Origin of the sequence: Niallia sp. FSL W8-0954, assembly GCF_038005605.1 — a bacterium.
Lineage (GTDB): Bacteria > Bacillota > Bacilli > Bacillales > Cytobacillaceae > Niallia > Niallia circulans_A.
Genome location: NZ_JBBOTN010000001.1, coordinates 3965547 through 3980532, shown reverse-complemented (window position 1 = coordinate 3980532; position 14986 = coordinate 3965547). Strand labels below are relative to the sequence as shown.

The window sequence follows — 14986 nt, the reverse complement described above, 5'->3', positions numbered from 1 at the left end:
GAAAACAGCTAATCAATAGAAATCTATAAGACTAAATAAATAACGGTAAACAGGGGGCATCCATTTTGAAGATAGGCATCATTATTGCAGGGCTACTGCCTGCAGGGGTAAAGCAGATTATTCATAAAATGTTTAATGAATGGACTCCAACTCATCAATTATTTGGGATTGAAGTGAATAAAGAAACAGGGAAAGCGGACTATCTTGAATTTATTGTGAATAATGATTCTCCCTATTTAAGTGATTCTGTATTGAAGCCATCCCCATTAGTAGACAATATCAGATGGGAAGAAATCTGTTCTCCGATGGACAGTATAATTTTTATTGGCGATGAACAGGCAAAAGAACGATGGACGCAGACATTTGCAGCGAGCGAAACGATCCATTCCTTATATGTTCCTGTCTCTATTTATAATAATATCAAAGGTTCAGATTGGTCTTTAGGCTATGACACCGCAATTAATAGTATCACGCAAATGGTTCTGAAGGTAAAAGATACCATTCATTCGCTAAAATATGATAAACCAAGATTGTTTGGTTTTGCTATAAACGGGTTCCCATCGAATCATATGCTCCAAGATATTTCCATGGCGGTAGATGGCCATTTTTTAGCAAATACGGATGAATTAGAAGAAGTAGAGCTTTTATGCAATAAAATCGATAATAGTTTTAATTCTCTTCAAACTTCTTCTGTACTAGTTTATAGTCATTTAAACAAAGCAAGTGTAGAGAAGAACCTGATTCGCTCTTTAAATGTGGATTGGAAATACACGGAAATTGATGAAGCTCTGTGCATGGGAACCAATCCAACAACAATTGACCGAATTTTAGCAAACGAAATAGCGGAAATCATTTCATTATGGATAAAAAATGATAGTCCAACAGGAGAAATAGCAGTTAAAAAAGAGGGAGTTCTTTATTTAAATAAAAAATACGAAGGAATGATAGTATGACTAATACAGTTGTTGCAAATGTAGAAAAACTAGCAGTTAATACAATTCGAACATTATCCATTGATGCTATTGAAAAGTCAAATTCTGGTCACCCAGGAATGCCAATGGGGGCAGCACCAATGGCATACACATTATGGGCAAAGGAAATGAATCATAATCCGGCTAATCCTAATTGGTTTAACCGTGATCGGTTTGTCTTATCAGCAGGACATGGTTCCATGCTTCTTTATAGCTTGTTGCATTTATTCCAATATGATGTAACGGTTGATGATTTGGAAAATTTTCGTCAATGGGGAAGTAAAACGCCAGGTCATCCAGAGTTCGGCCATACTCCAGGTGTGGAAGCAACTACTGGCCCATTGGGACAAGGAATCGCGATGGCAGTAGGAATGGCAATGGCAGAAAGACACTTGGCAGAAACTTATAATAAAGAAAATTATCCAGTAGTAGATCACTATACGTACAGCATCTGCGGTGATGGCGATTTAATGGAAGGAGTATCGGCAGAAGCAGCATCTCTTGCAGGCCATTTAAAATTAGGTAGATTAGTAGTATTATATGATTCCAATGATATCTCGTTAGATGGTGATTTGCATCTTTCGTTCTCTGAAAGTGTTCAAAAACGTTTTGAAGCATATGGATGGGAAGTTATTCGTGTGGAAGATGGAAATAATATAGAAGAAATTCATAAGGCTATTATAAAGGCGAAACAATCAGATATTCCTTCTCTCATTGAAGTGAAAACCGTAATTGGATATGGTTCTCCAAATAAAGGCGGAAAATCTGCATCACATGGTGCACCGCTTGGAGCTTCTGAAACACAATTAGCAAAACAAACGTATGGGTGGGCATATGAAGAAGCATTCTATATTCCAGCAGAAGTATCGGAGCATTATGCGGCATTAGCACAAGCAGGCGCAGATAAAGAGAAAGCATGGAATGAACTTTATGAAAATTATAAAGCAGCCTATCCGGAATTAGCTGCTCAATTAGAATCAGCAATCAAGGGGAAATTACCAGCTGATTTGCAAGCAAAGCTACCTGAATTTACTGCAGGGGAATCGATGGCAACAAGAGAATCTTCTGGGAAAACGATTCAAGCAGCAGCGAAAGAACTTCCATTTTTATTTGGTGGCTCAGCTGATTTAGCAGGATCCAATAAGACGTTAATGACTGCTGAAAAGAACTTTGCTATCGATGGATATGCTGGTAGAAATATCTGGTTTGGTGTACGTGAATTTGCAATGGGTGCTGCATTAAACGGATTAGCACTACATGGTGGTGTAAAAGTATTTGGCGCAACATTCTTCGTATTCTCTGATTATTTACGCCCAGCAATCCGCTTAGCAGCATTAATGAAACTACCAGTAACATATGTATTCACACATGATAGTATTGCTGTCGGAGAAGATGGTCCAACACATGAGCCAATTGAACAATTGGCTTCCCTCCGCGCTATGCCAGGATTATCGATTATTCGTCCAGCAGATGCCAAAGAAACAGCAGCAGCATGGCAACTGGCATTAGAAAGTACAGATACACCAACAGCACTAGTATTGACACGTCAGAACCTGCCGACTCTCGACTTAACGAAGGGAGAAGCCTACGAAGGGGTGAAAAAAGGTGCATACATTGTTTCCCCAGCTCAAGGAAAAGCGCAGGCATTAATTCTGGCAACAGGATCAGAAGTATCCCTTGCAATCAATGCACAAGCAGCTTTAGCAGAAGAAGGAATTTCTGTAAATGTGGTAAGTATGCCAAGCTGGGATCTTTTTGAAAAGCAATCTCCTGAATATAAAGAAAGTATACTGCCGGAAAGCGTTCAAGCACGTGTTGCTATCGAGGCTGGTGCATCACTTGGCTGGAGAGAATATGTCGGAGCAAAAGGAGAATGTATCACCATTGATCATTTTGGTGCTTCAGCTCCGGCGGATAAACTTTTCCAAGAGTATGGATTTTCGGTGGAAAATGTTGTAGCTAAAGTGAAAGCTTCCATGGCAAGAAACTAAACACTAATGAATAAAAGCTAACGACTGTAATGGGTTGTTAGCTTTTTTAGTATAAAAAACTAGTATATAATTAGAAAAGCAGATAAAAAGATAGATATTTCTTCCACATAGTCTTTCTATTACCATATGAGTAGAATATAATAGATTTATACTATCAAAAAGATTAAATTCCTTTATTTCGAGGAATGAATAGATTGAAAGCTTATTGTAAGGATGGAGGAAGTTTTTATGTGGCAAGATTGGCTGCTTGAACTATTAAAAGGATTTGGTAAATTATTTTTGCATCCTGTTTTTTATTTATCATTTCTATTTGCCGCTTTTTTAGGGGTTTCTAGAGTGAAAAAAGAAAGAAGAAATTTCACAGTAAGAGCACAGGATGCTTATTTTGAACTGAGACAATTACTTCCACGAGGGATACTTGTAGGGCTATGTGTTTCTATTCTTTCAATTGGTCTTGTTTTAGTAATTCCAATGGAATTTATTATTTTCACAGGAATTTTCACCATAATATTTGCTTTAATTGGAAAAACAAGAATATTATCACCTGTTTACACGGCTGGTCTAGGCATTATAGCAAGTAGTGTGTCTGTTTTTCTTGGCTTGGATTATTTCTTGTTTTCTAAAAGCAATCTTCAGCCTTCTGAGTATATTTTTCCAACGGCAATTATCTTATTAGGATTATTGATTATTTCCGAGGGAATATTTGTTCGTGGAAACGGAGTAAAAGGGACTTCCCCGCGATTAAAGAAAAGTAAACGAGGCCAAGTTATAGGTGTTCATTTACTTGAAAGAGCATGGCTCATGCCGGTGTTTTTATTTATCCCTTCAGGCGTACTGACAATTCCATTTGAATGGTGGCCTATGTTTACTATTGCCAATCAAACCTATTCTTTAATTTTCGTTCCATTCTTGATTGGCGCAAAGCTAGAAGTGCAAGGAGAGCATCCTATTGTTGCTATTAGAAATGTGGGGCGAAATCTAATTATCCTTGGTTCTTTTGTCATAGTAGGTGGAGCGGCAACTTATTTATACCCGCTTGCATCACTTGGTCTAGTGTTTGTAGCAATTATCGGTCGTGAATGGATTACCTCAAAACAGAGAAATAAAGAAAAAAACAGATCCTTTTATTTTTCTAGAAAAAATAATGGGGTAGTAATTTTAGGAATTGTACCAGATTCGCCTGCTGATAAAATGGGACTTAGAATTGGAGAAATGATTTCGAAAGTAAATAGTATTCCCGTTCAAGATAAAATTCAATTGTATAAAGCTTTACAGAAGAATTCTGCCCATTGTAAATTGGAGGTCTTTGATAGTCATGGCGAAATTCGTTTTGTACAAAGGGCTCTATTTGAGGGCGATCACCACGAATTAGGTCTGTTATTGATTCCGGATGAAAAAGTTCATGGAAATGAAGCAGTTTAAAAATGTACTGTCTGCTGAATGTTCAAGTAGATTTAATTTTGCTAATCATCTTAAGTAGAAAAAATAAATAAGCCAGCAAGAACCAATTCTAAAATGGAGTTGGTTCTTTTTTATGTAAAAAACGCCACTGTGAAGATGGAAAAAAAATCCTTCTAAAAGTGTACACATATTACTTCCACCTCCTTATGTTAACATTATAATCATAGTGTTAATATCAGTATTCGTATATTTTGGATAAGTACATAAGTACTTAATAATTAGGGTATTAATAAAGAAGTATAGATAGTATCCATGATTAAAATCCAAAATATTAATATATAGCTTAAACTTGCTCAATATTTCACTAAGGAAAACAGGAGGGAGAAACATGGAGTTTGATACAGTCACCATTAGCAGGATGATTACAGCAATGACCCTTATCTTTCACATTATCTTTGCTACATTAGGGGTTGGAGTACCATTGTTTATTTCTATAGCTGAATTTATTGGTATTAGAAAGAAGGATAAGCATTATGAATTGCTAGCCAAAAGATGGTCTAGGGGATTTGTGATAACGGTTGCGATTGGAGTAGTAACGGGAACAGCCATTGCTCTACAGCTATCTTTAGTATGGCCAAACTTTATGCAGCTTGCAGGTAATGTCATAGCACTGCCACTATTTATGGAAGTATTTGCATTTTTCTTTGAAGCGATTTTCTTAGGAATTTATTTATATACATGGGATCGCTTTAAAGGGAAATATACGCACTGGCTATTAACATTACCAGTTGTAATTGGTGCAGGGATGTCTGCGGTTTTTATAACGACAGTAAATTCTTTTATGAACTCGCCTAATGGATTTACTATGGTCGATGGAGAATTTGTTGCGGTTAATCCGTTAAAAGCGATGTTAAACCCATCATCACCGACTAGAATTTTTCACGTCTTAGGAGGTTCCTATTTGACTGTAGCAGCTATACTAGCAACGATTGCTGCTATTGCGTTATTGCGAAACAAAGGTGCACGAGAATATCATAAAAAAGCACTAAAGATGACGGTTATCGCTATGTTTATCTTTTCCGTAATTACTGCATTAGCAGGGGATGTATCGGCCAAATATTTAGCCAAACATCAGACAGAAAAGCTAGCTGCAGCAGAATGGCTATTTGAATCAGAAGAGAATGCAGATCTCCTTCTATTTGGATGGTTGAATGATGAGAATGAGGTCGTTGGAGCGATTCGAGTACCTGGCTTTTTAAGCTTTTTAGCACATGGCGATTTTACGAGCGAAGTAACAGGGTTAGAAGCTACCCCAGAAGGAGAAAGACCGCCATTGGTCATCCACTATTTATTTGATTCGATGGTATCTATTGGATTCTTCCTTTTAGGAATCTCGTTCTTATATATTGTATTAGCTAGGTTTAAACGCTGGAACCAGCATAATAGATTAATGCTATGGTTAATCGCTATAAGTGGGCCGCTTGCCATGTTAGCTGTAGAACTTGGGTGGGTTTTTGCAGAATTGGGAAGACAGCCATGGATAGTAAGAGGATATATGACTGTGGATGAGGCAGCTACATCATCTCCTTATATTTTGCAGATGTTTTTTCTATTTCTAGCACTGTATATAGTCCTTGGCACTCTATTTACGATCACCTTACGAAAATTATTTAAAGACAATCCAGCAGAACTGGAGTTAGAAAAGAACTACCCTGAATGGAAAGAGGGGATTGAAAAATGAGTTATGAGGTAATCGGGATTACGGTACTATGGTTATTTCTGTATGGCTATCTAATTGTAGCATCGATTGACTTTGGCGCAGGATTTTTTGCTTATTATGCAAAGATTACAAAGCAAGACCATATCATTAATCAAATCATTTCACGTTACCTATCACCAGTATGGGAAGTAACGAATGTGTTTTTAGTTTTCTTTTTTGTAGGTATTGTTGGTTTCTTTCCTTCTTCAGCCTATTATTATGGCTCCGCATTGCTGGTACCTGCAAGTTTTGCAATCGTTTTGCTAGCTATTCGCGGTTCCTTTTATGCTTTTGAAAATTACGGTTCTAAACAAAGTAATGTTTATATGTTTCTATATGGAGCGACAGGACTATTTATCCCAGCATCATTATCAGTCGCTTTAACGATATCAGAAGGAGGATATATTTCTGAACATAATGGCCAAGTTTCGTTAAAGTATTTCGAATTATTTACTAGTCCGCTAGCTTGGAGTATTGTTGCGCTAGCGATTGTATCTGTTCTATTTATTAGTGCAAGCTTTATTACTTATTATGCCTCAAGGGCAAAAGATCTAGCTGCACTTCAGTTAGTACGTAAATGGGCATTATTTTGGGCAACGCCAACCATTATTATGGCGTTGACAACAATGATTGCTTTAAGCCAGAGAAACCAAGTTAACTACGAAAATATGCTGGATTTATGGTGGGTATTTGGCTTATCAATGGGCTTTTTTATTATTGGGATCGGTCTATTATATATAGGCAGGAATTATGGGATTGCTTTTATTGCCATTATGCTGCAGTTTCTCTTTGCCTTTTTCGGATACGGAATGGCTAAATATCCTTATTTGCTCTATCCATACATCAATATTGAGGATAGTGCCACAAATCCATCCATGGCAATGGCGCTTATCATTGCCTTCATTGGAGGACTTTTACTGTTAATTCCGTCCCTAATATTATTGATGCGCCTGTTTTTATTCGATGCAGATTATGCCAAAGGAAAAAAATAAGAAGGCGGAATCATTATGCAAAATATAAAGAAAACAGTTTGGATGCATAAGAAAAAGATTTATTGTTTATTTGGACTAACCTTAATACTAGGATTTGCGATTGTTGCCCAGGCATATGTGATGACGTCCATTGTAGACGGTGTTTTCCTAAAAGAACAGTCGTTTTCAGCGATTATACCGTGGTTGCTGCTGCTGCTTATTATCCTATTTGTAAGGTCAAGTACCGATTATATAAGTAAACGAATTGGTGTTTCGATTGCGAGCAAGGTAAAAGGGGAAACACGAAAGAATTTATTAAAAAAATATGTTGCTAATTCTGTCCAGCTGAATGAAAAAGGACAGACAGGCGAAAAGGTAAGCATGCTTCTTGACGGTGTGGATGAGATGGATAGTTTTTATAGCCAGTTTATCCCCCAGGTTATGCAGAGTACCTTTGTGCCAATTTTAATGCTGCTTGTTATTCTTACTCAGCATGTGAATTCAGGGATTATTTTAATTGTTTCTGCCCCGTTTATTCCGATTTATATGATCGTAATTGGAATCAAAACCCAAAAAAAATCGGAGGAGAAGCTGGAAAAACTAGCTTCTTTTTCTGGTAAATTTTTAGAAACTTTACAAGGGCTAGTGACGTTAAAACTATTTGCTCAAACAAATCGGCAAAAAGGCGAATTAGAAAAAAGTAGTTTGAGCTTTCGCGATACAACACTAGAAATATTGAAGATTGCTTTTACACAATCCTTTGCACTTGAACTAATATCTATGCTAAGTATTGGAATTGTGGCTTTAGAACTTGCTATTCAATTAATTATTTATGAAAGTATTTCCTTTTTTACGGCTTTTTTGATATTAATATTGGTTCCAGAATTTTATACTTCCTTAAAAGAAGTGGGTGTAACGTTTCATAATGGCAGAAGCAGCATGGGAGCGGCAAAAAAGGTATTAGAAGTGTTTGAAGAGGAAGATGAACCCACTTTATGGGGAAAGCAAACCTTTCCTAAGTGGAAAGTACCGCCAACCATTCAGCTTCATCAAGTTGATTTTGCTTATACGAATACTAACTTCCGACTACAGTCGATAACAGCAACTTTTTTACCTAAGCAGCAAATTGCCATTGTAGGCGCAAGTGGTGCTGGCAAGACAACCTTGCTTCACTTATTAGCAGGTATGATTACTCCTGAAAAAGGGACGATTTATATTAATCATGAAGCACTCACTAAATATACAGAAGCTGCTTGGTTAGAAAGGATTTCTTATATATCGCAAACTCCTTATATTTTTTCAGGAACGATTGGCGAGAATATTGCGATGGGAACGACAGAGGAAGTTGGGATGCAGGCAATTGAAACGGCAGCACAATTAGCGGGAATTGCACCACTAGTTAATTCATTAGAACATGGCTTTGATACTCGAATTGGTGAAGCTGGCAGAGGGCTTTCTAGCGGTGAAAAACAAAGAGTTTCGATAGCACGTGCTTTTCTGAAAAAGCCTCATATTGTATTGTTGGATGAACCAACGCGTGGACTTGACTTAGCTACTGAAAAAATCTTACAGCAGTCAATTCAAAAATTAAAGGAGACAGCTACGGTGATTACCGTTGCCCATCGTTTGCATACGATAAAAAATGCTGACCAAATTCTTTTTTTAGAAAATGGGAGACTCCAAGCTGTTGGGACACATGAATCATTATTAGAAATTTCACCTGCATATAAGGAGATAGTAATGATTCAAAAAGGGAGGGCACAATAATGAGTGCGCTGCAGAAAATAATGAGATTAATGTTAATAGAGAAAAAAGACATTATTATAGCGGTAGTATGTGGTTTTATTGCTGGAATTAGCAGTGTCGGCTTATTTGCTGCAAGTGGTTATCTTATATCTAAGTCGGCATTAATTCCTCCCTTCTATACTTTAATTATATTAACTTCAACTGTTAAGTTACTTGGTCTTGTTAAAGCAGGAGCAAAATATGGAGAACGTCTTTCATCACATCGAGCAACTTTTACGATTTTAAGTAATTTGCGAGTGGCTTTCTTTGAAAAATTGACGCCGCTTATTCCGCAAATATTTCATAAATATAGAAGCGGGGATTTACTTGCGCGTGTAGTTGGAGATGTAGAAAGCTTGCAAAATTTCTTTTTAAGGGTGTTTTACCCACCGCTTGTGCTCTTACTTGTTTTTGTCAGCACGATCTTATTTACTAGTTTTTATTCCATCACCATTGCGCTGATTCTCTTACTTGGTTTTTTCTTGACGACAATTATCATTCCGGCACTATTTTCCTTAAAGCAGGTTAATATTAAAGGGAAAGTTAGGCATGCGCGAGGTGATTTATCCACCCATATTACAGAGGTGATGTATGGGTTTCGCGAATTAAAGCTGTTTCATCAATTACCATATAAACAACAACAGCTATTAAATCGTTCTGAATCGTATATCAATGAACAAAAACGAGAAAATTTAAATAAAGTATCGAGTCAATCATTTAATGGTTTTATCACGTTGGTTACAAGTTGGACTGTCATAGGAGTTGGAGCCTATTTAGTTGCGAATGGCATGCTTGAGGGGATATTTTTAGCAATGCTTGTTATGATTTCTTTAACTGTCTTTGAGTCTGCAGCTCCAATGGCTGTATTTCCAATTTATATGCAAGAAAGTAGAGATGCATCAAGTCGCTTATATGAAGTGGTAGAAGATCCTAGTTATAAAAAGAATCATAGTGATTCTGCTATTAATAAGTTATCTAGCCTTCCGCCATCATTAGAGTTTAAAGATGTGCAATTCACTTACATGGGGGATTGGCGCAGCACGATTCCTAACATATCCTTTACGATACCAGCTAGGTCAAAGACGGCAATTGTTGGTGCCAGTGGTTCTGGAAAATCGACTGTCCTTCAGCTGATCTTAAAGCTGCAAGAAGTAGATGCCGGAAATATTTATTGGGGAGAAGCAGATATAACATCTGTATCTGGTGAGGCTATATGGGAACAAACAAAAGTTGTCTTGCAGGAGAATTATTACTTTTATGGTACGATTCGTGAAAATCTTCAATTAGCTGCATCAGAACTTAGTGACACACAAATGGAAGCAGTATTAGCAAAGGTGCAGCTAGAACATTTTTCCCTAGATCATCGCGTATTAGAAAAAGGAGAAAATCTTTCAGGCGGAGAAAAACAACGCTTAGCTATTGCCAGAGCATTTTTGAAAAAAGGACATCTATGGTTATTAGATGAGCCAACCTCATCACTTGATGCACAGACAGAACAAACTATTTACAAAGAAATTTTTAAAGATGCTGATCAGGATACATTTATTATTGTCAGTCATCGTTTAAATGGCTTAGAGTCCATGGATCAAATTATTGTAATGGATCATGGCGAAATTATCGAGTGCGGTTCTTACAAGGATTTAATGGATAAGCAAGGTTATTTTTATCAAATGAAGGTACTAGAAGAAAGCTTGCTTTAAGGAAAAAATGAAAAGTTATTTGTTTTGAACTTTGCAAAAGATGGGAATAGAGAAACTGGCGGACCGAATCCATTGCATTAACTCACCGCTTGCCCTAGAAAGTGAAGTGTATTCAGTCTGCAGGTGATCTCCACTCCCATTACTTTTTCATGCGCTACATAGTATTTGTATCAATAACGTAACAATACTTTATATCAGAGGGTAAGCCCCTCTCTTAAGCCTCATAAATTTGATTTGCGGAAATGAAAGATTAGTGTAATCATTAATTGTGAACCCAGTTACATTGTTTTAGAGAAAAAACATTATTTACAAGAAGAAGAGGGAAGTAACGATGAAATTAGATGAATTTACAATCGGACAAACTTTTCAAACGAAGACGCTTTCATTAACGAAAGAAGAGATTATAAAGTTTGCAGAAGAATTTGATCCGCAGTATTTGCATGTAAATGAAACGAAAGCGAAAGAAGGAAGATTCAATGGCATAATTGCTTCAGGGATTCATACTTTAGCTATTTCCTTTAAACTATGGGTCGAAGAGGAGAAATATGGTGAGGATGTTATTGCCGGAACAGGGATGAATAACGTACAATTTATTAAACCTGTATATCCAGGTGATAAGTTGTATACGATTGTAAAAGTTCTTGAAAAAAAAGCCAATAAAAGTGCTACCGGTATTCTTACTGTATTGCTTAAGACGTTTAATGATAAAGAAGAGGAAGTATTTACAGGAGAATTATCTGTATTAATAAAACGATAAAAAAGAGGGAAATAGGCTGTCGATATACTCCTTATAAGAGTATTGGCAGCCTTTTTAGATTTTCCATTGTGACAGGTAAATGAAATTCTAACTTTTTTGTGAACTTATGCACAAACTATGTTTTTGGTGCTATACTTTGGTAGATGAAGGCACCTGAGCAATGAATAGAATAGGTGCTGTATGGAGGTAAAAAGATGAAAAAAAGAATAACATCTATGCTTATCTTAGTTTTTTCCCTAGTGCTTGTCCTTGCTGGTTGTGGAAACGACAAAGCAAGTAACACGCAAAAGCAAGAAAAAAAAGATAAGGGGGCAGAAACAGTATCAGGAGCGTCCAAAACTAGTTATACGCCATATGAAGAACTTAAAGACAGCTATGATATTATTATTGTTGGCGCTGGCGGAGCTGGAATGACAGCTGCGTTAGAAGCAAAGGCCAAGGGATTAAATCCAGTTATCCTTGAAAAAATGCCGGTTGCAGGAGGTAATACAACAAAGGCTTCTTCTGGAATGAATGCTTCAGAAACTAAATTTCAGAAAGAACAAGGCATTAAGGATAGTAATGATAATTTTTATGAAGAGACATTAAAGGGTGGTCATGGAACAAATAATAAAGAAATGTTACGTTTCTTTGTTGATCATTCTGCAAGTGCTATTGATTGGCTAGATTCCATTGGTATCCGGTTAAATAATTTAACGATCACAGGTGGAATGAGCGAAAAACGTACTCATCGTCCTGAAGATGGCTCAGCAGTTGGGCAGTACATTGTAGATGGATTATTGAAAAATGTGCAAGAAAAGGATATACCATTATTTGTTAATGCAGATGTGAAAGAAATAACAGTAAAAGACGGGAATGTAAATGGCGTCCATGTATTATTCAATCAAACCGATGAAAAAGAAATTGCTGCAAAAGCAGTTGTTGTCACTACTGGTGGATTCGGCGCCAATATGGAAATGATTAAAGAAGTAAGAAGTGATTTAGGAGACTATGTGACAACAAACCAAGCTGGTAGTACTGGTGACGGAATTAAAATGATTGAAAAACTAGGTGGGACAACCGTTGATTTAGATCAAATTCAAGTCCATCCAACTGTACAACAAGATGAATCATATTTAATAGGAGAAGCAGTTCGTGGAGAAGGTGCAATAATGGTCTCTGCAGAAGGAAAAAGATTTACAAACGAATTAGACACGCGTGATAAAGTTACTGCGGCAATCAATGAGCTTCCAGAAAAAGCGGCATTTTTAGTGTTTGATGCTGGGGTGAAATCTCGTGTAAAAGCTATTGAGCAGTATAAAAAAATGGGATTTGTATTAGAAGGAGAAACAGTCGAGGCTCTAGCGGAAAAGATGAATGTTTCTGCTGACGAGTTAACTGCCACGCTAGAAACATGGAATAGTGCTGTTAAAAATAAGGATGATCAAGCTTTCGGAAGAACAACAGGAATAGACAATGATTTATCCAAAGCTCCTTTCTATGCTATTAAAATTGCCCCAGGTATCCATTATACAATGGGGGGAGTAAAAATTAATACAAACACAGAAGTCCTTAATAAAGAAGGAGCGCCAATCCCAGGCTTATTTGCAGCAGGGGAAGTTACCGGTGGACTTCACGGAGAAAATCGAATTGGCGGTAATTCTGTCGCAGAAATAATTATTTTTGGTCGTCAGGCTGGTGTGAAATCTGCAGATTATGTAAAAGCAAAATAATCGATAGTACTGTGAAAGCTTATATTTCAGTTTCATTAGCCAATTAGGCTGATAGATAAAAGGTTCAAATCACTTTTGATTTGGACCTTTTATTTTGCTATTAAGATTATTGTCTTAAATAAATTAATTAGGGACATCGGACAATCTCTTGCTTTCATACGTTAAATGCAAAGGGGAGCTGTGGAAAATGAAAGACAATAGAGGAAAAGAAGTAATGATTGTGGTTTTAGAATTTTCACAAATGAAAAGATTTTTAATGATGGATATGGGAATCGGCACTTTGTCCTATTATTTAATTAAAATGATTAATGGCAATCTCCTTATTGATTTAATAGGAAGTACGATTATTACTGAGGGAGTTAAAAGAGTGTTTAAAGGGATAAATAATAAAAAATAAGACTACTACCTAGAAGATGGAGCTGATTTCGAAAAAACAAAGAAGGAAGGAAAGAAAGTGATCTTTTTGCGTATAATGTATTAAGTGATGTTAATGGTTAGGGAAGAAGGATAAAAAAAGCAAAAGATTAGCATAGAGATATGGATAATTCACCTATAATACATAATGTATAGATTGACGAATATTTGGAATTTAGATAAAATTTTTCCTGAGAGAAACATTTTTTAATGAAGAAATAAATTTTATATAAATGAAAAACACAGAAATATTATAGTAGATAAAGGGGGATTTAAATGCCCGAAAATTTATTAATTGCCTTTGGTTTAACATTATTAGCAGGCCTTGCTACTGGGATAGGAAGTGTCCTTGCTTTTTTTACATCCACCACAAACACAAAGTTTCTCTCTTGGATGCTTGGTTTTTCAGCAGGAGTAATGATTTATGTATCGATGATTGAAATTTTTGTGAAGGCAAAGGATGCATTAGTAGGATCATTGGGGATACAGACTGGGAATTGGCTTACGGTGGCGGGTTTTTTTGGTGGAATTCTCCTTATTGCCTTGATCGACAAATTTGTTCCAGAGCAAGGAAACCCACATGAATTAAAGAAAGTAGAGGAAATTAATAAATCTAATCTAAAAAGGACAGATCATTCTTTATTAAAGATGGGAAGTTTTACAGCATTGGCAATTGCTATTCACAATTTTCCAGAAGGAATTGCAACCTTTACGGCAGCTTTACAAGATCCAGGACTGGGGGTAGCAATTACTGTTGCCATCGCCATACATAATATACCAGAGGGGATTGCTGTGGCAGTACCCATTTACTTTGCAACAGGTGATCGAAAAAAGGCATTTAAACTTTCGTTTTTATCAGGATTAGCAGAGCCAGTTGGCGCATTAGTTGCTTTTCTCATCTTGATGCCATTTCTAAATGATGTTATGTTCGGTCTCATATTTGCAGCAGTAGCAGGAATCATGGTGTTTATTTCTTTAGATGAATTACTGCCAGCAGCCAAAAAATACGACGAAGGCCACTTATCCATATACGGCCTGATAGCAGGGATGGCTGTGATGGCAGTAAGTTTGTTATTGTTTATATAATGAAAAATTATATGGTCAATGTCCTTGAATACTGGATTGATTCAGCCGGAATCCACGCACCCGAAAGGGAAGTGTATTCCGGTTTTCATTTTAATAGAATTCACCATTACTTCTTTTCTAATAAGTTGTTTTCCTTCTCCATTTTTTCCACTTCTAATTTCAATTTTTCTGTTTCTAATAAGAAATTTTCATGTTTTAATCTTTCCAGCTCTAACTGATCTTTTAGCATTGCTTTGTTGAGCTTGGCCCTTTTTTCTAAATGATCCGTGATAATTCCAGCTAGGGAACTCAAGAATATAGCTATTACAATCACAATAATAATCATCATATAACTCCCTTATATTGTTTATTAACAAATACGAAAAACGCATGAAAAAGTTTCAAATGAAAGACAAACGAACTATGACTCGGTAAATTGGAATTTTTTTGCAGAATAACT

At 36.5% G+C, this 14986-nt stretch carries 12 protein-coding genes; 11 read left to right on the top strand and 1 reads right to left on the bottom strand.

All coding sequences use genetic code 11. From position 1 onward, the window contains the following. The first annotated feature begins 65 nt into the window (after positions 1–65). The 11 genes from NX902_RS19645 (at position 66) to zupT (ending at position 14547) form a co-directional block, all read left to right on the top strand. Positions 66–953 (top strand): 6-phosphofructokinase, encoded by an 888-nt coding sequence (locus tag NX902_RS19645; RefSeq protein WP_095330324.1) that lies wholly within the window; start codon positions 66–68, stop codon positions 951–953. Further along, the gene (gene tkt / locus NX902_RS19640; protein ID WP_171509927.1) at positions 950–2962 is read left to right on the top strand and encodes a transketolase; all 2013 of its coding nucleotides are present in this window, start codon (positions 950–952) and stop codon (positions 2960–2962) included. Before NX902_RS19645 ends, tkt begins: the two co-directional genes overlap by 4 nt. A 228-nt stretch (positions 2963–3190) precedes the next feature. Continuing rightward, positions 3191–4384: a PDZ domain-containing protein gene (locus NX902_RS19635; protein ID WP_341123175.1), complete on the top strand. Its 1194-nt coding sequence runs from the start codon at positions 3191–3193 to the stop codon at positions 4382–4384. Between the two features lie 367 nt (positions 4385–4751). Then, positions 4752–6104 (top strand): cytochrome ubiquinol oxidase subunit I, encoded by a 1353-nt coding sequence (locus NX902_RS19630; RefSeq protein WP_095330327.1) that lies wholly within the window; start codon positions 4752–4754, stop codon positions 6102–6104. Continuing rightward, positions 6101–7114, top strand: a complete 1014-nt coding sequence (locus NX902_RS19625) for a cytochrome d ubiquinol oxidase subunit II (protein WP_123258217.1) — start codon at positions 6101–6103, stop codon at positions 7112–7114. Before NX902_RS19630 ends, NX902_RS19625 begins: the two co-directional genes overlap by 4 nt. Before the next feature lie 15 nt (positions 7115–7129). Beyond that, the gene (gene cydD, locus NX902_RS19620; protein ID WP_341123173.1) at positions 7130–8860 is read left to right on the top strand and encodes a thiol reductant ABC exporter subunit CydD; all 1731 of its coding nucleotides are present in this window, start codon (positions 7130–7132) and stop codon (positions 8858–8860) included. Continuing rightward, positions 8860–10578, top strand: coding sequence for a thiol reductant ABC exporter subunit CydC (gene cydC / locus NX902_RS19615; RefSeq protein ID WP_123258215.1), 1719 nt, complete (start codon positions 8860–8862; stop codon positions 10576–10578). The genes cydD and cydC overlap by 1 nt, the downstream gene beginning before the upstream one ends. Before the next feature lie 331 nt (positions 10579–10909). After that, positions 10910–11335 (top strand): MaoC family dehydratase, encoded by a 426-nt coding sequence (locus tag NX902_RS19610; protein ID WP_095330331.1) that lies wholly within the window; start codon positions 10910–10912, stop codon positions 11333–11335. A gap of 194 nt (positions 11336–11529) precedes the next feature. After that, positions 11530–13047 (top strand): flavocytochrome c, encoded by a 1518-nt coding sequence (locus tag NX902_RS19605; protein WP_095330332.1) that lies wholly within the window; start codon positions 11530–11532, stop codon positions 13045–13047. A 187-nt stretch (positions 13048–13234) separates the two neighbouring features. After that, positions 13235–13444, top strand: a complete 210-nt coding sequence (locus NX902_RS19600; protein ID WP_123258214.1) for a hypothetical protein — start codon at positions 13235–13237, stop codon at positions 13442–13444. A 293-nt stretch (positions 13445–13737) separates the two neighbouring features. Further along, positions 13738–14547 carry a zinc transporter ZupT gene (gene zupT, locus NX902_RS19595; RefSeq protein WP_095330334.1) on the top strand — a complete coding sequence of 270 codons (810 nt, stop codon included), beginning with the start codon at positions 13738–13740 and terminating at the stop codon, positions 14545–14547. A 106-nt stretch (positions 14548–14653) separates the two neighbouring features. Here the strand turns inward: zupT and NX902_RS19590 are convergent, their stop codons facing one another. Next, complete coding sequence (locus tag NX902_RS19590; RefSeq protein WP_095330335.1) at positions 14654–14872, bottom strand: hypothetical protein; 219 nt, start codon at positions 14870–14872, stop codon at positions 14654–14656. Positions 14873–14986 lie beyond the last annotated feature (114 nt).

What these genes read in the sequence shown, in the direction of transcription:
- tkt (WP_171509927.1), top strand. Translation starts at nt 950, where the DNA reads ATGACTAATACAGTTGTTGCAAATGTAGAAAAACTAGCAGTTAATACA.
- NX902_RS19635 (WP_341123175.1), top strand. Translation starts at nt 3,191, where the DNA reads ATGTGGCAAGATTGGCTGCTTGAACTATTAAAAGGATTTGGTAAATTA.
- NX902_RS19630 (WP_095330327.1), top strand. Translation starts at nt 4,752, where the DNA reads ATGGAGTTTGATACAGTCACCATTAGCAGGATGATTACAGCAATGACC.
- NX902_RS19625 (WP_123258217.1), top strand. Translation starts at nt 6,101, where the DNA reads ATGAGTTATGAGGTAATCGGGATTACGGTACTATGGTTATTTCTGTAT.
- cydD (WP_341123173.1), top strand. Translation starts at nt 7,130, where the DNA reads ATGCAAAATATAAAGAAAACAGTTTGGATGCATAAGAAAAAGATTTAT.
- cydC (WP_123258215.1), top strand. Translation starts at nt 8,860, where the DNA reads ATGAGTGCGCTGCAGAAAATAATGAGATTAATGTTAATAGAGAAAAAA.
- NX902_RS19610 (WP_095330331.1), top strand. Translation starts at nt 10,910, where the DNA reads ATGAAATTAGATGAATTTACAATCGGACAAACTTTTCAAACGAAGACG.
- NX902_RS19605 (WP_095330332.1), top strand. Translation starts at nt 11,530, where the DNA reads ATGAAAAAAAGAATAACATCTATGCTTATCTTAGTTTTTTCCCTAGTG.
- NX902_RS19600 (WP_123258214.1), top strand. Translation starts at nt 13,235, where the DNA reads ATGAAAGACAATAGAGGAAAAGAAGTAATGATTGTGGTTTTAGAATTT.
- zupT (WP_095330334.1), top strand. Translation starts at nt 13,738, where the DNA reads ATGCCCGAAAATTTATTAATTGCCTTTGGTTTAACATTATTAGCAGGC.
- NX902_RS19590 (WP_095330335.1), bottom strand. Translation starts at nt 14,872, where the DNA reads ATGATTATTATTGTGATTGTAATAGCTATATTCTTGAGTTCCCTAGCT.